At 64.3% G+C, this 22,462-nt stretch carries 20 protein-coding genes; 9 read left to right on the forward strand and 11 right to left on the reverse strand.

Translation table 11 applies throughout. The features are described 5' to 3' along the window. Window positions 1-27: 27 nt before the first annotated feature. From NG697_RS09865 to NG697_RS09880, 4 genes are read right to left on the reverse strand one after another with little or no spacing between them, the layout of a single operon-like run. Window positions 28-648, reverse strand: a complete 621-nt coding sequence (locus NG697_RS09865) for a Poxvirus protein I5 (protein WP_256472850.1) — start codon at window positions 646-648, stop codon at window positions 28-30. A 20-nt stretch (window positions 649-668) separates the two neighbouring features. Then, the gene (locus NG697_RS09870) at window positions 669-1,586 is read right to left on the reverse strand and encodes a carbohydrate ABC transporter permease (protein ID WP_252610685.1); all 918 of its coding nucleotides are present in this window, start codon (window positions 1,584-1,586) and stop codon (window positions 669-671) included. Continuing rightward, a complete protein-coding gene (locus NG697_RS09875; RefSeq protein WP_252614086.1) occupies window positions 1,583-2,536 on the reverse strand; it encodes a carbohydrate ABC transporter permease in 954 nt (317 codons plus the stop codon). The genes NG697_RS09870 and NG697_RS09875 overlap by 4 nt, the downstream gene beginning before the upstream one ends. Window positions 2,537-2,568: 32 nt before the next feature. Further along, window positions 2,569-3,852 (reverse strand): ABC transporter substrate-binding protein, encoded by a 1,284-nt coding sequence (locus NG697_RS09880; protein WP_252614087.1) that lies wholly within the window; start codon window positions 3,850-3,852, stop codon window positions 2,569-2,571. A gap of 180 nt (window positions 3,853-4,032) precedes the next feature. On the opposite strand from NG697_RS09880, the gene NG697_RS09885 reads away from it, so the two are divergent. Both NG697_RS09885 and NG697_RS09890 read left to right on the forward strand, forming a co-directional pair. Further along, window positions 4,033-6,066 (forward strand): beta-galactosidase, encoded by a 2,034-nt coding sequence (locus NG697_RS09885; RefSeq protein ID WP_252614088.1) that lies wholly within the window; start codon window positions 4,033-4,035, stop codon window positions 6,064-6,066. Window positions 6,067-6,297: 231 nt separating this feature from the next. Then, window positions 6,298-6,846, forward strand: coding sequence for a hypothetical protein (locus tag NG697_RS09890; protein WP_252610693.1), 549 nt, complete (start codon window positions 6,298-6,300; stop codon window positions 6,844-6,846). A gap of 126 nt (window positions 6,847-6,972) precedes the next feature. Here NG697_RS09890 and NG697_RS09895 read toward each other — a convergent pair. The 5 genes from NG697_RS09895 to NG697_RS09915 form a co-directional block, all read right to left on the reverse strand. After that, window positions 6,973-8,156 (reverse strand): IS3 family transposase gene (locus NG697_RS09895; protein ID WP_252614089.1). Its coding sequence is split into 2 segments (ribosomal slippage): window positions 6,973-7,895 and window positions 7,895-8,156, totalling 1,185 coding nucleotides; the frame shifts between segments, so codons are not numbered across the junction. A 66-nt stretch (window positions 8,157-8,222) separates the two neighbouring features. Continuing rightward, window positions 8,223-8,642: a hypothetical protein gene (locus tag NG697_RS09900; RefSeq protein ID WP_252614090.1), complete on the reverse strand. Its 420-nt coding sequence runs from the start codon at window positions 8,640-8,642 to the stop codon at window positions 8,223-8,225. A gap of 488 nt (window positions 8,643-9,130) precedes the next feature. Beyond that, a complete protein-coding gene (locus tag NG697_RS09905; protein WP_374209913.1) occupies window positions 9,131-10,489 on the reverse strand; it encodes an ABC transporter substrate-binding protein in 1,359 nt (452 codons plus the stop codon). 224 nt (window positions 10,490-10,713) lie between these two features. Beyond that, window positions 10,714-11,664, reverse strand: coding sequence for a carbohydrate ABC transporter permease (locus NG697_RS09910; protein ID WP_252599855.1), 951 nt, complete (start codon window positions 11,662-11,664; stop codon window positions 10,714-10,716). Then, complete coding sequence (locus tag NG697_RS09915) at window positions 11,654-12,598, reverse strand: carbohydrate ABC transporter permease (RefSeq protein WP_252599854.1); 945 nt, start codon at window positions 12,596-12,598, stop codon at window positions 11,654-11,656. The genes NG697_RS09910 and NG697_RS09915 overlap by 11 nt, the downstream gene beginning before the upstream one ends. A 384-nt stretch (window positions 12,599-12,982) precedes the next feature. On the opposite strand from NG697_RS09915, the gene NG697_RS09920 reads away from it, so the two are divergent. The 4 genes from NG697_RS09920 (at window position 12,983) to NG697_RS09935 (ending at window position 18,003) form a co-directional block, all read left to right on the forward strand. Further along, the gene (locus NG697_RS09920; protein WP_252614091.1) at window positions 12,983-14,152 is read left to right on the forward strand and encodes an acetylxylan esterase; all 1,170 of its coding nucleotides are present in this window, start codon (window positions 12,983-12,985) and stop codon (window positions 14,150-14,152) included. A gap of 16 nt (window positions 14,153-14,168) precedes the next feature. Next, the gene (locus tag NG697_RS09925; RefSeq protein ID WP_252614092.1) at window positions 14,169-16,277 is read left to right on the forward strand and encodes a DUF6807 family protein; all 2,109 of its coding nucleotides are present in this window, start codon (window positions 14,169-14,171) and stop codon (window positions 16,275-16,277) included. Between the two features lie 122 nt (window positions 16,278-16,399). Continuing rightward, window positions 16,400-17,434 (forward strand): M24 family metallopeptidase, encoded by a 1,035-nt coding sequence (locus NG697_RS09930; RefSeq protein ID WP_252612107.1) that lies wholly within the window; start codon window positions 16,400-16,402, stop codon window positions 17,432-17,434. A gap of 242 nt (window positions 17,435-17,676) precedes the next feature. Then, window positions 17,677-18,003, forward strand: a complete 327-nt coding sequence (locus NG697_RS09935) for a YegP family protein (RefSeq protein WP_252599851.1) — start codon at window positions 17,677-17,679, stop codon at window positions 18,001-18,003. A gap of 404 nt (window positions 18,004-18,407) precedes the next feature. Here the strand turns inward: NG697_RS09935 and NG697_RS09940 are convergent, their stop codons facing one another. Next, a complete protein-coding gene (locus NG697_RS09940) occupies window positions 18,408-19,052 on the reverse strand; it encodes an SDR family NAD(P)-dependent oxidoreductase (protein WP_308293084.1) in 645 nt (214 codons plus the stop codon). Window positions 19,053-19,155: 103 nt separating this feature from the next. Between NG697_RS09940 and NG697_RS09945 the strand changes: the two genes are divergently transcribed. From NG697_RS09945 to NG697_RS09955, 3 genes are all read left to right on the forward strand, one after another. After that, window positions 19,156-19,593: a VOC family protein gene (locus tag NG697_RS09945; protein ID WP_252599849.1), complete on the forward strand. Its 438-nt coding sequence runs from the start codon at window positions 19,156-19,158 to the stop codon at window positions 19,591-19,593. 224 nt (window positions 19,594-19,817) lie between these two features. Continuing rightward, window positions 19,818-20,249 (forward strand): DUF309 domain-containing protein, encoded by a 432-nt coding sequence (locus NG697_RS09950; RefSeq protein WP_141141551.1) that lies wholly within the window; start codon window positions 19,818-19,820, stop codon window positions 20,247-20,249. Between the two features lie 392 nt (window positions 20,250-20,641). After that, window positions 20,642-21,085 (forward strand): hypothetical protein, encoded by a 444-nt coding sequence (locus NG697_RS09955; RefSeq protein ID WP_252612098.1) that lies wholly within the window; start codon window positions 20,642-20,644, stop codon window positions 21,083-21,085. 696 nt (window positions 21,086-21,781) lie between these two features. Here the strand turns inward: NG697_RS09955 and NG697_RS09960 are convergent. Continuing rightward, a complete protein-coding gene (locus tag NG697_RS09960) occupies window positions 21,782-22,096 on the reverse strand; it encodes a COG4315 family predicted lipoprotein (RefSeq protein ID WP_252599847.1) in 315 nt (104 codons plus the stop codon). Window positions 22,097-22,462 lie beyond the last annotated feature (366 nt).

The following is a 22,462-nucleotide window of genomic DNA, read 5'->3' on the forward strand; positions in this document are numbered from 1 at the left end:
GTAGTAAAGGTCAAATGCAGAGACTTGCTAGGCGCGGCCGGACCGTATCTTGACGGCGGCGGAGGCCAGGATCAGCATGCCGGGCACCACCACAAACAGGGCCACGAGCATCCAGACAAACACCACGGACGCGAACAGCGCCGCGGCAAGGAGGAGCGAGCCTGTCCAGTCGCGCAGCGAGAGGGCTTTGGCGGTGCCAAGGGCCGCGGACCAGGTTCCCGGCGCGGAGGATTCCTCGCCGGCAGCGTTGCGCCAGGCAGCGGCGGTACGCAGGAGCAGGACGGCTCCGGCCGCCGCCAGGATCAGCGTGGCCGGCAGGACAACCGCACTGCCCGGCAGCTGACCCACCGTTGCGAGCAACAGGTTAAGGGCAATCACGACGGCGGCTCCCGCCGTCGTGATTCCCAGTTTCCAGCTGCCCGGGAGGGCGGAGCGGAAGGTGCTCCAGAGGGCACGGAGCGAATCGTCCCGCCCGGAGAGGTGGCGTTCCAGGTGGGCGATACCGGCCGCGTAGGCGGCGGGGATGGTGACAAGCGGGATGGACAGCACCAGCACCAGCAGCCCGGCCAGGAGGGTCTCGGAAAACAGTGCGAAGCGGTTTACCGGGATCGGTTCGTTGCGGCCAGATGCCGGCGTGGCGCTGTCCATGATGCTGATTCCTGTCGCCGTCAGCCCTTCAGGCCCTGGGTGGAGACGCCCTCAACAATGTAGCGCTGGAACACCAGGAAGAACACCAGCACCGGCAGCAGGGCCAGGACGGACATGGCGATCATGGCGCCGTAGTCCGAGCTCTGGGTCTGGTCCACGAACAGGCGCAGGGCCAGCGGCAGCGGGTACTTTTCGGGCGTGTTCAGGTACAGCAGCGGGCCCAGGAAGTCGTTCCAGCTCCAGATAAAGGAGAAGATCGACGTCGAGATGAGCGCCGGTTTCATCAGCGGCAGCATGATGGAGCAGAAGATCCGCACGTGGCCTGCGCCGTCGATACGTGCCGCCTCGTCCAGTTCGGCCGGAAGGTTGCGCATGAACTGGACCATCAGGAACACGAAGAATGCATCCGCCGCCAGGAACTTGCCGATCAGCAGGGGAACGTACGTGTCCACCAGGCCCAGCTGCTGGAACACAATGTACTGCGGGATGATCACCACGTGGAACGGCAGGAGCAGGGTGGCGATCATCATGCCGAAGAGCACGCTCCGGCCCGGGAACTTGATCCGGGCGAAGGCATAGGCCGAGACGCTGGCCGAGAGGATGGTGCCCACTACGGCGCCGACTGCCAGGACCAGGGAGTTGGTGAAGAACTGCAGGGTGGACACCCCGCCGATCCCGTCCATGGCCGTGACGAAGTTGTCGAAGCTGAAGTTGTTCGACCACAGCGACGTGTTGGCGCCGCCGATTTCGGCATTGGGCTTGAAGGCCGAGGCCACCATCCACAGTGCCGGGTAGAGAACCACCGCTGTCAGGCCGAGCGCCACCATGTGGAAAACGAGGCTCTTGACCCTCTTGGCCGTCACGGACTCCGACTTCGGGTTGTAGTCCTGAGCCTGGAGCATCGGCGCAGACTGCTTGGGGGTTGCCATAGTTGTCATTTCGAATCACCGCTGTAGTGGACCCAGGACTTGGAGGTTTTGAAGAAGATCAGGGTAATGATGCCCACCACGATCACCAGAAGCCAGGCCATCGCCGAGGCGTAGCCCATCCGGAAGTCGCTGAAACCCCGCAGGTAAAGGTAGAGGGTGTAGAAGAGGGTGGAGCCGGCCGGGCCGCCTTCACCGTTGGAGATGATGTAGGCCGAGGCGAAGATCTGGAACGCGTGGATGGTTTCCATCAGCAGGTTGAAGAAGATCACCGGGGAGAGCATGGGCCAGGTGATGTTGACGAACCTCCGCACCGGGCCGGCACCGTCCATCGACGCTGCCTCGTAAAGATCCGCCGGGATCTGCTTGAGGCCGGCGAGGAAGATCACCATCGGGGCACCGAACTGCCACACGGTCAGCAGGATGAACATCGACATGGTCATGGACGGGTTGCCCACCCAGCCGCCCAGGTTGATCCCGAAGAACGACAGGCCCTGGTCCACCGGACCGGAATCGCCGAACATCGCCTTCCACACGATCGCGATGGACACGGACGCGCCGATCAGGGACGGGGCGTAGAACGCGGACCGGTAGAACCCCTGCCCCTTGCGCGCACTGTTCAGCAGCATCGCCACGGCCAGTGCGGCGGCGAGCTTGAGCGGGGTACCGAAGACCACATAGCCCACGGTCACGCCCACCGACTGCAGGAACCGCTCGTCCTGGAACATGGTGGTGTAGTTGTCCAGGCCGATCCACTTGGGCGGATCGAAGAGGTTGTAGTTGGTGAAGGACAGGTACAGCGAGGAGATCATCGGGCCCACGGTCAGGGCGATGAACCCCAGCAGCCAGGGCAACAGGAAGGTGTAGCCGGCGCGGGCGTCCGCCCCGCTCCGCTTTGATTTGCGCGGAGCGGGAGCGGACGGCGACGTCGAACGCCTGCTCAGGGTTGGGCTTTGAGTCACGAATTCATTCCGTCAGTTGTGAAGGCCTGGGATCAGGCGTTCTGCTTGATGAGGTCTTCGGCTTCCTTGAACCACGCGTCAGCCGCGCCGTCAATGGTGAGCTTGCCGTAGTTCAGGTCAGAGCTGATGCGCTTGAAGGAGGCTTCCAGCGTGCCGAAACCGACGATGGGCGGTTCCGGAGCGTCCTTGAGGTACTTTTCGATGGACTTCTCGTAATCAACTACCAGCTTGTCGGTGCCTTCGAAGGTGGTGCCGTCGCGCTGGGTCTTGGAGGCCGGAACGCCGCGGGAGGTCTTGAAGATCTGGCCCACCTCGGGATCGTTGACCATAAAGTCGATGAACCGGGCGGCGGCATCCTTGTATTTGGTCTTGGCGCTGGCCACCATCAGCATGGACGGCTTGAGGAACAGGCCCAGGTTATCCTTGTCATCGGAGGGAACCGGAACGAGCTTGAGCTCCTTGGCGCCGCTGTCTCCAAGGTAGGCGGCCATGAAGTTGTCCCAGGTGACCTCTGTGACTGAGACGTTTGAGCCGAACGGCGACTTGGGGGCGAGCTGGGTGACGCGTTCTTCGGAAACGATGGCAGGGGTGCCGCGGAGAGCCGCTGTCTGGTTCCACCACTTCTTGAGGTGGTCCTTGGTGAAGCCGAGCTTGCCGTCCTCGGTGAAGGCTTCGGTGTTGTTCTGGCGCAGCCAGATGTTGAACATCCACCAGACGCCGGTGTAGTCCGTGCCGCCGAAGAGAGCGCCGTTGCCCTTGGCTCCGACCTCCGTCAGGAAGTCGTTGTATTCCTTGTAGGTCCAGGTGCCGTCCGGCTCTGCGATGCCAAGTGAGGCGAGCTTTGCGGGGTCGTAGTAAACGGCGAAGGCGTTGGTGCTGGTGGGGATGCCGTAGGTCTTGCCCCGGATCTGGCCGGACGGCAGGAGGGACTTGTCGAAGGCGTCCGTGTTGATCTTGACCGTGCCCAGGTCCAGGAGCTGGTTACGCTGGCCGTAATCCCGCATGTAGGACAGGTCCCACTGCATCACGTCGGGGAGGCCGCCGCCAGCAGCTTCCGTGGCCCGCTTCTGCCAGTAGCCGGCGAAGTCCGTGAAGTTGCCGTTGACCTTGATGTCCTTGTTCTTCGCTTCGAACAGCGCGATGGCCTTGCGGGTCCGCTCTGCGCGGTCATCGTTGCCCCACCAGGTGTAGTTGATGGTGACGGGATTCTCCGCCGAACCCGTCTGGCTGGGGGCCGGTGAGCCACACGCAGCCAGTGCTGCAGCGGATGCCGTGCCGATGGCTACGGTGGTGAGGAAATTCCTTCTGTTGATCATAAGAGCCTCCTTGCTCGAGTTGTGCAGGCCCGTGGCTTCTGTGTTTACAACGTGAGTTGTGAGCTGGCTTACACGCTTTCTGAAACGATACAATACCGGCATTCCGAAATTTGGGCAAGCGTTTTCCCAAACCTCGGGATTCAGGTACGTTTAGTCCATTCCCGTAGACGAAGGAGTCCCATGAGCATGCAGCGTAATTCCGGTCCGGCCAGCGTCTGGAGCAACGTGGAAGGGATCGCCTACGGCGGCGATTACAACCCTGAACAGTGGCCCGTGGACGTCCGGCTGGAAGACCTGGAGCTCATGAAGGAAGCCGGCGTCAGTTTCCTGAGCGTGGGCATTTTCTCGTGGGCCCTGCTTGAACCGGCTGAGGGCGAATACAACTTCGGCTGGCTGGATGACGTGCTGGATAATCTCGCCGCCAACGGGATCAAGGTTGCCCTGGCGACTGCCACCGCTGCTCCCCCGGCCTGGCTGGTCCGCAAACACCCGGAAATCCTGCCGGTCACGGCTGATGGAACGGTGCTGGGACCGGGCTCCCGGCGGCACTACACACCGTCGTCGGCCGTGTACCGCCGGTATGCCACCGGCATCACGCGGGTGATCGCCGAGCGGTACAAGGACCACCCCGCGCTGGCCTTGTGGCACGTGGACAACGAGCTCGGCTGCCACGTCTCCGAGTTCCATGGCGCGGAGGACGCCGCTGCCTTCCGCACCTGGCTGGAGCGCCGGTACGGCAGCATCGAGGCGCTCAATGCGGCCTGGGGCGCGGCGTTCTGGTCCCAGAACTACGGTTCCTTCGAGGAGATCCTGCCGCCCGGCGTCGCGCCTTCCACGCTGAATCCGGGCCAGCAGCTGGACTTCCAGCGGTTCAATTCGTGGGCGCTGATGGACTACTACCGCGAGCTCGTGGCGGTCCTGCGGGAGGTCACCCCTGGGGTCCCCTGCACCACCAACCTGATGGCGTCCAGCGCCACCAAAGCCATGGACTACTTCGAGTGGGCCAAGGACCTGGACGTCATCGCCAACGACCACTACCTGGTTGCCGCCGATCCCGAGCGTCAGATCGAACTCGCGTTCAGCGCTGATCTGACCCGGGGAATTGCGGGCGGGCACCCGTGGATCCTGATGGAACATTCGACGTCGGCCGTCAACTGGCAGCCGCGCAACCAGCCCAAGATGCCCGGCGAAATGCTGCGCAACTCACTGGCCCATGTGGCCCGCGGGGCGGACGCGGTGATGTTCTTCCAGTGGCGGCAGAGCTTTGCCGGGTCCGAGAAATTCCACTCCGCGATGGTCCCGCACGGTGGCCGTGACACGCGCGTGTGGCGCGAGGTGGTGGAGCTCGGGTCTGTGCTGAAACAGCTAGCGCCGGTGCGCGGCTCGAGGGTGGAATCCCGCGTGGCGATCGTGTTCGACTACGAAGCCTGGTGGGCCAGCGAAATCGACTCCAAACCGAGCCAGGACGTGAAGTATCTCGACGTGTTGCGGGCTTTCCACCGGTCGCTGTTCCTGCGCGGGATCGCAGTGGATTTGGTCCATTCTTCTTCGCCTCTAGAGGGCTACGACCTGGTCCTGGTGTGCACGCTCTATTCGGTGACAGACGCAGCCGCTGCCAACATCACCGCTGCCGCGCGGGCCGGAGCCACGGTGCTGGTGACGTATTTCAGCGGGATTGTGGACGAGCAGGACCACGTCCGGCTGGGCGGCTATCCCGGCGCTTTCTGGGAGCTGCTGGGGATCCGGGTGGAGGAGTTCCATCCGGTGCTTGCCGGCGGGCAGTTGAAGTTGAGCGACGGCGGGGTCTCGTCCGTGTGGAGTGAGCACGTGCACCTCGCGGGGGCCGAAGCGGTGCAGACCTTCACCGAGTATCCGTTGGATGGCGTGCCGTCGCTGACGCGGCACGCGGTTCGTGCTGGTGATGGTGCGCGCGCCGGTGCGGCCTGGTATCTCGCCACATTCCCGGACCGCGACGGTATCGAGGCGGTCGTGGACCGGCTGCTGGCCGAATCGGGAGTGGCCCCTGTTGCCAGGGCCGATCGCGGCGTGGAGCTCGTGCGCCGCCGTTCCGACGACGGCGGCAGCTTCCTGTTCGCGATCAACCACTCACGCTCGGCCGCCGCGGTGGAGACGGCCGGCATTGACCTGCTGACCGGCGCGCCGTTCACCGGGACTGTTGAGGCCGGCGGGGTTGCCGTGATCGCGGAGGACTGACGCTCTGCTGGTGGTCCCGGCTTCCGGCTTTGCCCACGGCCGGGACCGCCTCGGTTGAATGTCGTACCCCCTTGGCAGAGTATTCCCATGAAAGCTCTCGGGGATCGGCTTGCGGACGACGGCGGTAGCACCGCCGTGCTGACGCTCGCCTGTTCGGCTGTTGGGGGCGCTTCCAACCCTGGCCAAGGTGACGGCGGCAATAATGTCGTACCCCCACGGCAGAGTATTCCTATGGAAGCTTTCGGGGATCGGCTTGCTCGGAACGGCGGCGGCACCGCCGTGCTGACGGCCGACGCCGGGCTGGCTTCGGTGATCGTCTCGGTGAACGCCGCCGCCGCGTCTGCTCCCGGGACCCTGGCGATGGCCGGCTACGTCGAGGCCGCCGATTTCGCCGGATTGGTTGAGGAGCTCTCCCGGACCGTGGACTACCTCCAGATCCTCGCCGCGGGCGCCGTGGACCGCACCCGCACCAAGGCCATCACCGCCGCGGCAGCCACCCGGACCACCCGGGACTGGGTCACCGGGTGGGACAACGGCGTCGAAACCCTGAACGAAACCGACGCCGCCTGGCCCGCCGGGACCACCGCCGGAAACCCCGGACCGCCACCGGGAGCACCCGGGCCGTTCCGGGGTCACCGGCCGATGACGGCTGCAAAAACACCGCCGAATTCCTGCGCCTCCGGCTCCGGATCGGGCGCAGCGAAGCCCAGCGCCGCATCCACCTCGCCCACACCATCCTGCCCGCCACCACCCTCACCGGAGACCCCGTCCCACCAATGAGGGAACACCTCGCCGCAGCCCTCACCCCCGCCTCCACTACCGGCAGCCCGGCAGAGACCAGCGCCGACGACGACGCCGTAACTGAGCTGCTGCGGGGATTTCGGACAGCGGAATTAGTGAATTCTTCTACGCTGCCAAGGCTGGCTGTTGATAACCATAGTGGACTTCGTTAGGCCGACGGTAACCGAGTGCGGAGTGACGGCGCCGGCTGTTGTAAAACCCCTCGATGTAGCGGATGACGTCGCTCCGGGCTTGTGATTTAGTCGCGTAAACGGTCCGATAGACGCGCTCGTTTTTCAGGGCAGAGAAGAACGATTCGGCCATGCTGTTGTCCCAGCACACGCCGGTGCGCCCCATCGAGGAGCGCATGCCCAGGCCGGTCACCAAGGCCCTGAACTCGGTCGAGGTGTAGACGCTTCCCCGATCGCTGTGCCATATCGCGAGAGGCTCGATCAGGGTCGTGGCGGCGGCGTTCCTGAGCGCATCGGCGACGAGCTCGGTGCGCATGTGGTCGGCGATGGACCAACCGACGACTTTCTTCGAGTAACAGTCGATGACGGTGGCAAGATAGACAAACCCTTGCCAGGTGTGGATGTAAGTGATGTCGCCGACGAACTTCACCCCGGGGCGGTCGGCGGTGAATTCGCGCTTAACGAGGTCGGGCATGCCCGCAGCTGCCTCAGCATCAGCCTCGGTGGTGATGCGGAACGGGCGTGGCTGGCAGGCCACCAGGCCCTGGCAGCGCATGATCTGCCGCACCAGCTCTGGAGAGCATTCGGTCTTTTCCGCTGCGAGATCAGCGTGGATGCGCCGGTACCCGTAGGTGCCCTCGGCCTCCTCGAAGAAGTGCTGGATCCGCGCCGTCAGGGCCTGACGGCGGGCCGCCGTGGCCGATTGCGGACGCGTGGCCCAGTGATAAAAACCGGACGTCGAGACGGCCAACCACAGGCACATTTTCACCACCGAATTCAGATTGACGGGCTCGGCTTTTTGGGAATCGATGAATTCATACTTGCTCACTACCGCTGCTCCCGCGCGAAGTAAGCGCTGGCTTTTTTCAAGAAGGCAGTCTCCGCCCGCAGCTCTTGAACTTCACGCTCAAGCTCCTTCAACCGGGCCCGTTCCGTCACCGTCAGATCCGTCTCCGTGCCGCCGTTGGCCTCACGGTACTTGATGAGCCAGTTGCGGAGCGTCTCGGGGCCGCCACCGTACGCGGTGGCAACGTCCTTGATGGGCCTGGACGTGTTGATCACCTCGCGGCACAGCTCGTCCTTGAACTCCTGGGTGAATCGTCTGCGTGATGCGGTCATGCTGATCTCTACTTTCGATAGACCCTCATTTTAAGAGGGCCCACTGTCCGAGATCTTCACGGCAGCTCACATAGCGCCGCCGGCTGTGAAGCCAATGACCTCTATCAGGACTTCTTCTTGGTGGTGCACATCTGTGACGTTCACGGAGCGGACCGATCCCTCACGCATGCCGGCCGGGATACCGTCAACAGCCACTCCCCATCTGTAAACCGCAGGGTCACTGGATTCCCAAGTGACTCTGACCTCACTGATCGTCCCCACCGTAGAGAGAACCTCGATACGAACGTTTGAGGCCGCTGCCAGATACAGGGGCGTTGTGTTGATGCGAACGGGGGTCTCCAACACGTCGGTGCCGCCGGCAATCCCTGTCACCCGCAGGGTCATGACTCCTTCAAACTCTGCCTCGTAAGTGTGTTTGAGGACAGGATCAATGGTGGTCCGGTCGTAGCTTCCGTCGCCGTCCAAATCCCATTCATACTTGACCACGACGCCTGCGGACTCTGAGGCATCGTAAGTAACTTGCGAACCCGGAGGCCCGGAAAAGCCGCTGATGGTCAGCCATGCCTCGACACCAGTCTGCTTCTGCTTGCCCAGCGGGATAGTGATCGCTTGAACCGGCGCCCCTGAGGCCTGAGCGGATGAAGTCGGACCGACAGTGGGGACGGCACTGGGCGGACTAACTTCCAGTGTGTTCGGCGTCGGATGCCCGCTGGGCACACCATCTGCGCAACCGGTCAATATCAGTAGTATTGCCGCAGCGGCGGTCCAACCGAATGCCTTCATGTTCTCCCCCATGAATTAAAGTGCTCGTGGACCACGAGGACCGGAACCCGTCTAGCACTCATGGCTGCCGGGAATAGCAGGACCCAGTACACGGACCTTAAAACACCACAGTGACCACTCGCCGTCGTACGCTTCCTGCTGAAGCTTCCTTCAGAAGCTGCATCCGGAAGAGCCCGACGGCGGCGCGGGACTTAGCTGATGGCGGACTTCATCTCGTCCACGGCCTTCTTGCCGGCTTCTTCAGTGGACAGGCGGTTGAAGAGGACCTCGGAGGTGTAGCGCTTGACGATTTCCTGGATGGCGCCGGCGCCCTTCGGCGGCGGGGCCGGAGCCTCGCCGAGTTCGCCCTTGATCTGGTCGATGAACTTGATCACCTTGATATCGGCGGGGGTCAGCTTTGGCTCGATGGCTGCGCGGACGTCGGAGTTGGGGTAGACGCCGCGGTCGGCAAGCAGGGCCTCGCCTGCCTTGGTGTTGTTGGCCAGGAAGTTGATGAATTTGGCCGTTTCCTCAGGGTGCTTGGTGCGCGATGAGGCGGACCAGAACTGGGATGCCTTGTACCAGAGCTTGGCGTCGGCAGCCTTGCCGGTGGTGGACGGGAAGCGCAGGATCTGCAGGTCGGTTCCGGCAGCCTTCTCCAGCGCCGGCAGCTGGTTGGACCACCAGAAGGCGAGCCCGTTCTTGCCCGTGGCCAGGCCACTCTGGTCCAGCGCTGCGGCCTCAGCTTCCACAACTTCTGATGCCGACGGCACAGCCTTCTTCTCGCTGAGCTGCTTCAGGAAAGCCCACCAGTCGGCGATGTCCGAGGGCTCGAAGCCCAGCTTGCCGTCGGACGTGTACAGGGACTTGCCGTTCTGCCGGAGCCAGACTCCCAGCGAGGCCTCGTCCGTGCCGTAGGCGGCAGAGCCGTAAGTACCCTTCGGAGACTTCTCGGTGACTTCGGCGGAGATGCGGCCGAAGTCTTCCCAAGTCCAAGTCTTGTCGTCGGGAAGTTCAACGCCTGCAGCCTTGAAGACGGACGGGTTGGCCAGGATGGTGGCCGCGTTGATGCCGGCGGCGATGCCGGTCAGGCCGTCTTCGCTCTTGCCGGCATTGAGGGCTGCTTCGTCCAGCTTTGACGTGTCGATCTCGTACTTGGAGAGGTCCAGCAGCGCACCGCGGGTTGAGTACTCCGTGATGTATTTCTCGTCCATCTGGATGATGTCCGGGGCGTCGTTGGCGGCGACCTGGGTGGCCAGCTTGTCCCAGTATCCGCTCCAGTCGCCATACTCCGGCTTGATCTTGATGTTGGGATTCTCGGCCTCGAAGGCGGCGATGGCGGCCTGCGTCAGCTGGGCACGCTTGTCGCTGCCCCACCAGGAGAAGCGCAGCTCAACGGGTCCGCCATCGCTCTGCGGGGAGGCTCCCCCGCCGCAGGCACTCAGGGCAAGCACGACGGCGGCTACCGCGGCAACGACGCCCGTCTTGCGGAAACGGCGCGGTTCGCCGGTGGATGGCGTCTCTGCCGTACGGTTCTTGGCATCTGACTCAGTGCGGTGAAAAAGCGCCACTGGGTACTCCGATCTTCATTGATCTGGTTATTGGGGAAAGTAAACGAGAAAGCGTTTTCTTAAGTCTCATGCTACAAGTACATGACTTGTATTACAAGATGTTTTCGTGTCCTGTTCCCTTGGGCCTTGGCGGACGTTCCACGCCAGCCCCGACACAGCGGGATACGCCATTGGCTCGCCCTTGGAGGACGGGCCATCGGCTGGAGCAAGGCGTTTCGCTGGATCTACTTGATGCCTGTGGTGGCGATGCCCTTGATGAGGAACCGCTGGCCGAAGAGGAACACCAGGAACACCGGCAGGAGGGACACGATGGACATCGCGAACAGCGATCCCCAACTCGTGGCGGACTGCGAATCCACGAAGGCGCGCAGCGCCACGGGAACGGTGAACATGTCCGGATCCGTCAGGTAGATCAGGGCCCCGAAGAAGTCGTTCCACGTCCAGATGAAGGTGAAGATGGTGGTGGTGGCCAGGGCCGGCACCATCAGTGGCAGGATGACCCGCAGGAAGATGCGCGGGTGCCCGGCGCCGTCGATCCTTGCCGCTTCATCCAGGTCCTTCGGGATGCCGCGGATGAACTGGACCATCAGGAACACGAAGAACGCATCGGTGGCCAGCAGCTTGGGCACAATGAGCGGCCAGAACGTGTTTACCCAGCCGATCTGGGAGAACAGGATGTACTGCGGCACGATCACCACGTGGAACGGGAGCATGATGGTCAGCAGCATGATGCCGAAGAACAGCTTCTTGCCCGTGAACTGGAGCCGCGCGAACGCGTAGGCGGCCATGGAGCAGGAGATCAGGTTTCCCAGGATGGAGCCGATCACCACGATGGCCGAGTTGAGCATATAGTGCCCGAAGGGGTGCGTCAGCGCGGACCAGCCGTCCGTGTAGTTGCCCATCTCCAGGCTGTTGAGCCACAGGCCAGGCTCTCGGAAGATCAGTTCATTGGCACGGAGCGAAGAGACCACCATCCACAGCAGCGGGTAGATCATAAGGCCGCCGGCGAGGATCAGGATGCCATGCTTGATCAAGGCCCTGGTGCGGGCAGCCCTGCTGAAGGCGAGCGTGCCGCGGGATTCGCGGCGCTTCGCGGGCTTGCGGTAATTCGTAGGCTTACCGGCGCCGGCGGTGTTCTTGTCCGGGGCGGGCAGCGTCTCAAGCTTAGTCGTCATAGAAAACCCAATACTTTGCAGCGATGAAGTTGATGGCGGTGAACACACCGATGATGACCAGCAGGAACCACGCCATTGCGGAGGCGTAGCCCATGTCGAACTGGCCAAAGCCCTTCTGGTACAGGTACAGCGTGAAGAACATCGTCGAATCCGAAGGGCCGCCATTGCCGCCGGAAACGATGAACGCCTGCGTGAAGGACTGGAAGGATCCAATGATCTGGAGCACCAGGTTGAAGAAAATGATGGGGCTGAGCATGGGAAGCGTGATCCGCCAGAACTGCTGGAGGGTGCTGGCGCCGTCCACCTTTGCTGCTTCGTAGTACATCACCGGAATCTGGCGGAGGCCGGCCAGGAAAATGATCATCGGGGCGCCGAAGGTCCACACGTGCAGCAGGACGATGGAGCCCAGCGCGGTGCTCGGATCGGAAATCCAGCCGGGACCCTGGATGCCAAACATGGCCAGGGCCTGGTTGACCAGGCCGGTGGTGCCGAAGATCTGCTTCCACAGGATGGCAACGGCCACGGAACCGCCTAGCAGGGACGGCAGGTAGAAGACGGAACGGTAGAACGGCAGCCCGCGCAGGCCCTTGTCCAGCACCAGCGCGATCAGCAGCGCAACACCGAGCTGCAGCGGGACGCCTACAAAGACGTAGGTGAACGTCACGCCCAGCGAGTTGTGCAGCCGGGCGTCGGCGAACATGCGGATGAAGTTGTCCAGCCCGACCCATTCCGGCGGCTGGAGCAGGTTGTAATCCGTGAAGGACAGGTACAGGGACATCAGCATCGGGCCGACGGTGATGGCAACAAGGCCCGCCAGCCACGGCAGCAAGAAGATGTAGGCGGCCTTGTTGTCCCGGCCGTTCGCTTTTTTCTCCGCTGCCGTCATGGGGCCGTTGCGGCGCTTGAGGGTGCTCAGTTCACTGATGGCACTCATTGCGGCAACTCCGTTTCACGCAGCAGGCCCGCTGCAGCCGGCATTCCTGCCGGGCACGGCGTCCTGGGTATGTGTCTAGCGGCCATGTGGCCTCCTTTGGTCATCGTGGCCCTCCACGTCTGGGTTGATCGCACTGGGCGATCCATATTTGCACCGTCTCCGGCGGCGGACTCACTTGGTGTGCAGCTGTCGGGATCCGGCCTCCGTCACGCGGGACGTTGAAAGCGGCTCCGTACCAAAGTAAACGGTTTCTTGACTCCTGTATAGCTCTTTGTTAGTTTTTGAGAAAGCGTTTTCTGCAACCGGATCACTTTACCCACAGACATCCGTCCCGATCCGCCGCGCCTTCAACCCTCCCCGTCCACCCGAACAACAGGCAGGTCAGTGAGCAAGGATTCCCGGCCGGTCCGGCCCAGCGCAATTGCAGGCTATGAGAACTGGCCTGCCTACGTCCGTGACCGGCCGCGCTACCAAGCAGCCACCCCGGCGGCGCAGGACCTGTCGGACGCCCTGGGCGTTCCGGCAGGTGTTCCCCCGGCGGGAGTCACCGTTCACTGGGAGGAAACGTACGACGGCGTCACCACCTCCCAGCTCAGCTGGCAGTTGGGTTTCGGCCCCCGCACCACCGGCTGGCTGGTCCGGCCGGCCGGGAGTTCCGGGCCGCTGCCCGGCGTGCTGGCCCTGCACTGCCACGGGGGAAACAAGTTCAGCGGAGCGGACCGGCTGGTCGCGCTTCCTGATCCCCACCCGTCCGCAGCGGAAGCCCGTGCCGGGCACTACGGAGGGCGAGCCCTGGCCACGGAGGTCGCCCGCCGGGGCTTCGCCGTCCTGGCCCACGACGCCTTCGCATGGGGCAGCCGGCGCTTCGATCTGTCCACCCCGCCGTGGCGGACGGAATCCGCGCTGGAGGCGAGGAAGTCGCAATGGCGGGAGGCCGGCGTCGTATCTTCCGATGCCGAACTGTACAACGCCGCTGCGGGAATCCATGAAGACACCGTGGCCAAGGCCGCCGGCCTGCTGGGCACCAGCCTGGCGGGGATGGTGGCCCACGATGACATTGCTGCCCTGGAGATCCTGGCCGGCCTGCCCGGGGTGGATGCGGAGCGGCTGGGCTGCATCGGGTTCTCCGGTGGCGGCGGCCGGGCACTGGCCCTGGCAGTCCTCAGCCCGCGGATCCGGAACTACGTGGTCACGTGCATGATGACCACCTTCCAGTCGCTGCTGCCCGCCTACCTGGATGCGCATTCCTGGCTGCTCCAGACTCCAGGCCTCTGGAAGCTGGGCGACTGGCCGGAACTGACCGGCAGATCCGGGGCCGACGGATTCCTGGTGCAGTACGCGCTGGCCGATGGGCTGTTCCCGGAAGAGGGGATGCGGCACGCCCACCGGATTCTGGAGTCCGTGCACCCAGCTGGCTCCTACACTGGGAGTTTCTGGCCAGGCGGGCACGTCTTCACGGTCGAGATGCAGAATGAAGCCATCAGCTACCTGTCCAGGACCCTCGGCGCACCGGGTCCCGCCACCACAGCCTTTTCGCCCCTGCCAACCCCTTAGCCACCGAGGACCCCAGATGATTCAGCAATCCGCCCCCGCGGCACCCGCCAGCTCTGCAGCGGCAGGTGACGTTCCGGCAGTCCTCCCGCGCGTAGCCCTCGTGGGTGTGCACGGCTTTGGCGAATCGCACCTGGCCAACCTCGCCAGGCTCGACGATGCCGGGGCCCTGCACCTGGTAGCAGTGGCGGACCCCACCCCCCCGGAAAAGGGCACGCTGGCCGGGTCCGTGGCCGTCTTCAACACCCTGGACCAGCTGCTGGCGGCCGGGCCGGTCCCGGACGTGGTCATCCTGGCCACCCCCATCCAGACGCACGCTCCCCTGGTCCTGGCAGCGTTGGCCGCCGGTGCCGACGTGTACGTGGAGAAGCCGCCGGTGGCATCCATGGCCCAGTTCCAGGAGGTGCTGGCCGCCGCCGAGTCCGCCGGCAGGCTCGTGCAGGTGGGGTTCCAGAGCCTGGGCTCGCTGGCCCTGCCGGAAATCCGGAACACCATCGAATCCGGTGATATCGGAGAGGTGCTGGGACTCAGCGCCACCGGCATGTGGCTGCGGACCAGGAGCTACTTTAAGCGTTCCCGGTGGGCCGGAAAGCGCAGCCTGGACGGCATCGACGTGGTGGACGGCGTGGCCACCAATGCCTTGGCGCACGCCGTGGCCACCGCCCTGAACATGGCTGGCGCCCACACGGTTGCCGACGTCGCCTCCGTGGAGACGGACCTCTACCGCGCCAACGACACTCAGAGCGATGACACCTCGGTGATCCGCGTCCGCACAGCTGCCGGCACCACACTGTTGTGTGCGCTCACGCTGTGCGCCCCCGAACAGCAGCGGCCTTCCGTCACGGTCCATGGGACTCGGGGAGACATCACATTCTTCTACACCGAGGACGAACTGGTCACCACCACGGCGGACGGCGAGCGCCGAGAGACGTTCGGCCGAACCGACCTGCTGGAGAACCTTCTCGCTGCGCGGACCGCCGGCACTCCCCTGCCCGGCACCCCCCTTCTCAGTGCACTGCCGGATGCCGGCGCATTCATGTGTGTGCTGGAAGCCATCCGCACCGCCCCCGCGCCCCGCGAAATCGACACGGGCCATGTCAGCTGGGAGGGCGACGGCGACGACGCCCACCCGGTGGTCCACGGCATTGCCGCGCTCATCGAACGCGCCACCAAGGCGCAGGCCACCTTTGCCGAGCTGGGCGTCCCCTGGGCCCGCACTTTGCCGCCGGTCCGGACCTTCGATCTTGCCGGGCATCCCCTGGCGGAGTATCAGGACGGCAGCCGCATCCGCGCCGTGTCCTCGCCCCGCCCGTACCTGCACCCCGTCCGTACCCTGGCCGGGACCGTTGTGACGGACCACCAGCCGCTGGACCACGTGTGGCATCTGGGCGTGGGGGTTGCACTCCAGGATGTGGACGGCGTCAACTTCTGGGGCGGGCGCACGTATACCCGGGCGGCCGGCGAGTACGTCTGGCGCCCCGACCACGGCAGCATCGTCCGGGCTGGCGGACCGTCTCCCGGCGAACCGTCCGCCGCCGAGGGCGAGCTGACCGAGAACCTCGCCTGGAACGGCCCCGACGGCGCACCCATCCTGACCGAGCAGCGCACCTGGACGTGGGCCGCCGTCGGGCCTTCCGCCTGGCGCCTCACCCTCGACTTCGCGCTCTCCCCCTCCGGCAACCAGCCCGTGAGCCTGGGAAGTCCGGGTTCCAACGGCCGTGTTGGGGGCGGTTACGGCGGGTTCTTCTGGCGCCTTCCCGAATGTTCCGGGGCGAGCGTCTGGACGCCTGCGGGGGTGGGTGAGTCCGCCGTGCACGGGAGTGTAACGCCGTGGCTCGCCTGGTCGGGCGGTTTCACGGGTGGAACGCTCGACGGCGGCACTCGCACTGGCGCCGTTCGCGACGGCGCGGCCACGCTCGTGTTCGTCGCCGCGGCGGGTTCAACGGACCCGTGGTTCGTCCGGGTGGACGGATACGCGGGAGTTGGCCAGTCGCTGGCCTGGGACGCGCCGGTCATCGCCGAACCCGGTGTGCCGGTTCGCCGCAGCGTGACCGTGCTTATCGCCGACGGAATTTTGGGTACCGAAGACATCGAGACATTGATCAACACACAGGGGGACAGCTCGTGAGCCAGACAACCACCGCTGCTACACCGCCGTCGCAGCTGACTGCAGCCGCAACGTTTGCGGACCAGGGCCGCCGTGCGGCGCCCGCCTCCACTGCGGACCGTGCCATCAAGCGGCGCCGCGTAATGGACATTCTCGATGCCAAGGGGCAGGACTCGTTGCTTCTGACCACGCACACGGCGCTGGCCTGGTACCTGGACGGCAGCCGTGTCCACATCAGCCTGGCCGGCGACCCCATCGCCGCGCTGCTGGTGGACCGGGATGGCGACCACCTGGTGACGTTCAACAACGAGGCCGGGCGGATTGCGGCCGAGGAGCTCCCCGCCGGGGTGGCCCTCCACACCGTGCCTTGGTACGGGAACCTGCACGAGGGCGCCGCCGCCGTCGGACGTTCTTCCGGAGGGGGCGCCGGGACACCGCTGGCCGAGGCCTCCGTGGCCACTGAACTGAGAGCTGCCCGGCAGCAACTGCTGCCCGGCGAGTCCACCCGCTACGCCCATCTCAGCGCGGAGCTGGCCCGCATCATGACCGATGTACTGTCCACCGCCCGGCCGGACACCACCGAATTCGAACTGGCCTCCGCCCTGGCCGCCCGCGTGGTTGGAGCGGGCGCGGAGCCGCTGGTACTCCTGTGCAACGGCAGCTCCCGGAGCGACTTCCGCCACCCGCTGGCCACGCACGCGCCCCTCGGACGCCGCGCCATGGCCGTGGTCTGCGCCCGCCGGGACGGCCTGGTCGCGAACATCACCCGCTGGGTAAGGTTCGACGCCGGCACCCCTGAAGAGCTCGACGCAGAGTCCCGGATCGCGGCCGTTGAGGCGGACATCTTCGATGCAACGGTCCCCGGAGCACGGCTGGACCACGTCTTCAGCGAGATAAAAGCGGCCTACGTCCGCCACGGTTTCGGCGCGGAGCAGTGGGAGCAGCACCACCAGGGCGGACCGGCAGGCTATGCCGGACGGGATCCGCGCGTCACCACCGCCGCCACCGACACCGTGGTGCTCAACCAGCCGTTCACCTGGAACCCGTCGGGACCCGGAGTAAAGATCGAGGACACCGTCCAGCTCACCGAGTCCGGCATGCAAGTCCTGACTATGGATGACCGCTGGCCCGCCACCACCGTGAACGGCCTCAAGCGGCCTGTGACGCTGCAGCTGTAGGCCCTGCCGTTAGACGGATAGGGAAGCCCCGGGACGGTCGTCCCGGGGCTTCCCTAGGGTCGGTGATCGAACGGGGGGTCTTGTGGCACAGGCTGTCTTGAGCGAGACTCATTGAGCACGCGATGAACTCATCATTTGGATTGCAGGACAAAACCAGCGGGAAGGGGACGCAACGGCGCGTCCGTTTCTGCTCCGTGGCAACGACGCCGCGGGGCGGATCCCGCAGACCGGGAGGATTTGCTATGGCCGGAATGTTCGAACTGTTCATTGACGCGGAGTCGTATTTCAGGTTCCGCCTAACCGCGCCGGATGGCACCGTGATGGCAGTGTCCAAGGCCTTTGACAACAAGACCGCAGCTGTTGCCGGGATCGCCGCCGTGCGTGAGTACGCCGGCATGGGACTGATTGCCGATGTTTCCCCGACGGAGAGGCGGGCCACGCCGCCGGAGGCACGTGACGTCACTGTCCAGGTTCGTGAAGTCCGGCGCATTCCGGCTGCTGACCTTCACGCACGTTCCCGGGAAATCCATCGCGCCACCAGCGGAAGTCGATGGGCCGGCGCAGTTTAACGCACTCGACTCCAACAACGCGGCCCGGGCCCTGCGCGAAGACCCGGATCCTTTCAGGCCCGCGCCACACGCGCGCATGGTTAGAGGATGAGTGACGACTCTGTGCAGCGACCAGGCAGCTGTGTCCTGGCAGCGTCAGGACACAGCTGCCTGGTTAGTGCGCGCTCCAGCCATCGGGCTGCAAACCATCTATGTCGGTGAATCCGTACTCTCTGGCAAGTTGAGCGGAGCTGACCGACTGCTGATTCCATTTCGCGCGGTCAGGGTCCGCTGCCAGCGCAGCTACGGCCCGACCGACATAGCGGGGTGACTCCGAGAAAGCGAAACCTGCGGGGGCGCGTGGGGTTCCGCCGACCAGGCCTGGGTCCAAAGCGTCGCGCCAGTTGGTTTCGGTGACTCCGAAGCTATCGAGCATCATCTCCGACCGTAGCCATCCAGGCGTGATGGCGATCGCCGTGACTCCGTGCGGTGACCTCAATGAGAAGACCCCCACGCTTGGTAATTAGCAGCGGAAGCAGATGGTGCGAGGTGATCAGATGAGTGTCAATGGCTAGTCGCAGGATGCGCAGCCCTTTGTCTAGGTCGTGCTCCCAGATAGGGGTATTCCACTCGGCTGGGCCACCTTTCAGGACCTCAGCACCCCAGATGTCGTTGACCAGCACATCGAGACCGCCATATTCAGTTCGGATCCGCTGGGCCAAGCTTCGGACCTCTTCGGAGTCGAGATGATCGACCTGGATGGCGACTCCGGCGCCGCCAAGCTGCGTGACCAGATCGGCTGTCTCCTCAATGGTCTCGGGCCGGTCGTAGTCCGACCTACTTCTGCCGGCCGCGCTGCTGCGTCCAGTGCAGATTACCGTCGCCCCGGCTTCACCCAGAGCAGCGGCTATGCCGCGTCCAGCGCCTCGGGTCGCTCCTGCGACAACTGCAACTCGGCCTCGCAGGGCATCAGGATCCGGGGACCAGTGCATGGTTTCAGTGTGGCGACAGGATGCAGGGCAAGCAAGACCGCCTCGCTCATTGACGTTTCGGCGGCTGAGCGTCTTCATCGTTCCGTAAGCCCATCGGCTTGGGGCAATCGTCCCGGAACTTGTTGAGTCGAATCCCGGCTCGCCACTGGAGCTAATCGGTCCGCCTTGGTAGCTTCAACGCATGGCCATCAAATTTGTGAACGTCGGTATCGCCGTTCGCGACCTCGAAGCAACAATCGCCTTTTTCACCGACCTCGGGCTCACGGTCGTCGGCCGTGACACCGTCAGCGGCGAGTGGGCCGACACTGCCGTCGGGCTTGATGGCAACCACGCGAAAATTGCGATGCTCCAAACCCCGGATGGTCAGGGTCAACTGGAACTCTTCGAATACATCCACCCCAAAGCGATCGAGTCGAATCCAACTCGTCCCAACGACATCGGAATGCACCGCGTGGCCTTCTCGGTCGACGACATCGACAAAGCCCTTGAGATAGCTGCGAAGCACGGATGCCATCCGCTACGCGGCGTAGCGACCTACGGTGACGTCTACAAACTCACGTACCTCCGCGGTCCCAGCGGAATCCTCGTAATGCTCGCCGAGAAACTGCAGAAGGACTGACACCGCCCGTAAGCCGATCCTTGAACGCACACCAAGAATTCAAAGCACGCGGCCCGAGCGAAGTGCATGGCTCGAGGGCAGGATATGGAGGTGATCATTTCTTCTCTCGCGGCCGCCGTCCCCACGGCATCCTTTGCAGTGGAACGGATGTTCGAAGGGCCGAGCCGTAGCATTGGGCAGATGAAGGTTAGTAAGGTCCACGGACGCTCAGAGCGGAAACTGCAATGACCGGCGACAGGGATCGCGATGCTTCAAGGCGCCCGCGGCAGGCCCGGCCACGTGACGCTCTTGGACGGCCGCTGCCGTACGGAAGCGCTGGCGTGGAGCCGGTCTCCGAGGAGCCGCTGCCGCCGGCAGAGACGTTGGTCTCGGCCCGGAGCTTGGTGGAAGCGGGCCGGCCCTTCGCCGCGCATGAGGTACTTGAGGCCCGATGGAAAGCTGGGCCGGCCCAAGAACGCAACCTTTGGCAAGGTCTTGCCCAGATCTGCGTCGGGCTCACCCACGCCGCCCGGGGGAACAGCGTTGGCGCGCTCCGGCTCTTCGAGCGCGGTGCGGCCCGACTCGAGGAGTACGGTTCAGGCGACGGGCCGACCTACGGGCTCGATTTGTCCGCCGTTGTGAGTTGCGCGCGTGACCGGATGGACACCGCCCGCTGAGCTCACGACCAGCATCCTCGCGGCAGGCGGCGGAGGCACTATCTCCGGGAGACTGCTGAGAGTTTGCTTGACCATTAACTTGTCCCATAAGGGGAACCCTCGGCGGGACAGCTTCAGCGTTTTCGCGGATAAGAGTTGGTATGGCGCGTCGTAGCCGGTCCAATTAGGGTCGGCATACAGCCGGCTGCGCAGCTTCAATTGGCACGTGCACTTAATGTTCCGAAAGCCGAACCCTCTAGGGAATGGTCCGCTGGCGAATCATCGCTGCCCTGACTGAGGAGACCGCCGAATCCGCGACAAAACTGCCGCCTGAGCGGACTTGTTGACCAGGAACAGCAGGCGTGGAGCATTGGCTTATTGGCACACATAGTTCAGGATTTGAGGATCTGAACATGACGCATCAGCAGGTTTTCATTGGCGTCTTGTCGGCGTTTTGTGCTTTGGGGAAGAAGACGATGAGCGGGATAGACGATCTCATGGCTGAGTCGAACGACCGCTGGGCACATGCCATAAGAAGAGCCCAGGGCATAGAAGACAACGGCCTGGGTGAAGCCGTGAAGACCTATTTCACGCGCTACTTTCCGGCGGGACTGTTCATGGTGGCGGTCGGGACCGCAGTCGGGATCTTAGGTCTCCGTGGCACGCTGTCGGACTGGCCGACATATCTGGCGTTCGCGTTCCTCCTTGCGGTGCTGGGTGTCGTGGTTGGTGGGCTGGTCTATAACGCGAAGAAGGTGGTACCCGCGGCCAAGCCGGGGAGGGTCAACGTGCTGCTTTCCCTGGAAAGCGAGGAACAAAGCAGGTCCGGCGTCAGATTGCAGGGAAGGCACCTATAAATTCGGAGCATCTCTCGGTTATCCGGGCCGCGGCGGTGCAACTTCGAAAGGGTCTTGCCACCCAACTGGTCCTTGCACCGTTCTTTCCGCTCACGTTCATTCCTCAAGCCATCAACTTTGCCCTGCGCGGTGACACACTTGCCGCATGGCTGATGGCACTTGGCGTTGGAGTGACAGTGATCGCATTTGGGCTCCTCGTCGTGACTTCCGCCGGGCGGGACGGTTCCTGACACGGACAGCGGAGCAGACAGCGCCAGGCAACGCGCCGCTTTAATGTTCCGAAAGCCGAACCCTCTGCGGCACGGTCCGCTAGGGGATCGGTCTACGGTGCGCCTCAGTCAGACGCCAGCGGCTCTGTCCATTCATTTGCTGGCAGCCTTTCTCGCAGCAATGCGGGTTGACCTGATCCAAGAATCATCTCGGTGTCGAGATGGGCTGGGTCGACTTGTCTGATGAGCTCGCGACAGCGTCCGCAAGGAGGTAAAACGCAGCGCAAGCCGTCACCGTCTCGCCAAACGGCGACGATCTTTGGCGACCTGGTACTCGCCGCCGTGAGCTGGCCAAGTCTCACCCCCACCTCAACATCCCTGGTGGCTGCACCATTGAGTTTCACGAGGCGCAGCCAGTCCCCGGATGGTGAGCCCACGCCACGTAGCTGCAGGATGCGCCGCCGATTCGGCTCCGCCTGCACTGCAGCTACGGGGCTCGGATCCCGTCCGGATCTACGACCCACCAGAGCCCCCCGTGGGTCGAGACGTTGTGGCACTTCACCTCGCCAGGCCCCTCGTGCGCGTAGAAGTAGAGCGGATGCCCGTTGTAGGTGACCTGGGTCGTGCCGTCCCGCCGCTTCGTCGTCCCCAGCAGCGCTGAGTCGACCTCGCCGCTAGCGGTCGGCGCTCCGTCGGTCAGCACGGGTGGCCACGCTTCAGCGCAGTCGTCGTAACACTCCGGCCTGATGCTCTCCTCACTCTCCCAGATATAGATGGCCTGCTTTTTGGCATCGAAGAGCATCTGGCCGAAGTCGCTCGCGGCTGTGGTGATCGTGGTGCCCGGCTCTCGCGCGCTGGATGGCTGACTCGGCGGGGGTTGCGGACTCTCCGGTGTCGTAGTGCTCGCCCTCGGAGGCGGGGTAAAGTCCGGGGCCTCGCTCGAGGTGCTGCTTGCGCAAGACGACGCGACGAGTGCGAGGACCACCGCAGCCGCCGCTCGCAGTCCGGGTCTGGACACGCTGTGCTCCTATCGGCAGGAGCGGGCGCCCCCGGCCAGGTCTTTGGGGGTTGGTGATGATCAGACAGTGGGGCAGTTCGGTTCCCATCATCTCAGCCTTTGTCGAAAATCGGCGGGCGGAAGGCGGCGAGTCCGGTGGCGGGGGACTGC

The organism is Pseudarthrobacter raffinosi (genome assembly GCF_023913835.1).
In the GTDB taxonomy this organism is placed as follows: domain Bacteria; phylum Actinomycetota; class Actinomycetes; order Actinomycetales; family Micrococcaceae; genus Arthrobacter; species Arthrobacter raffinosi.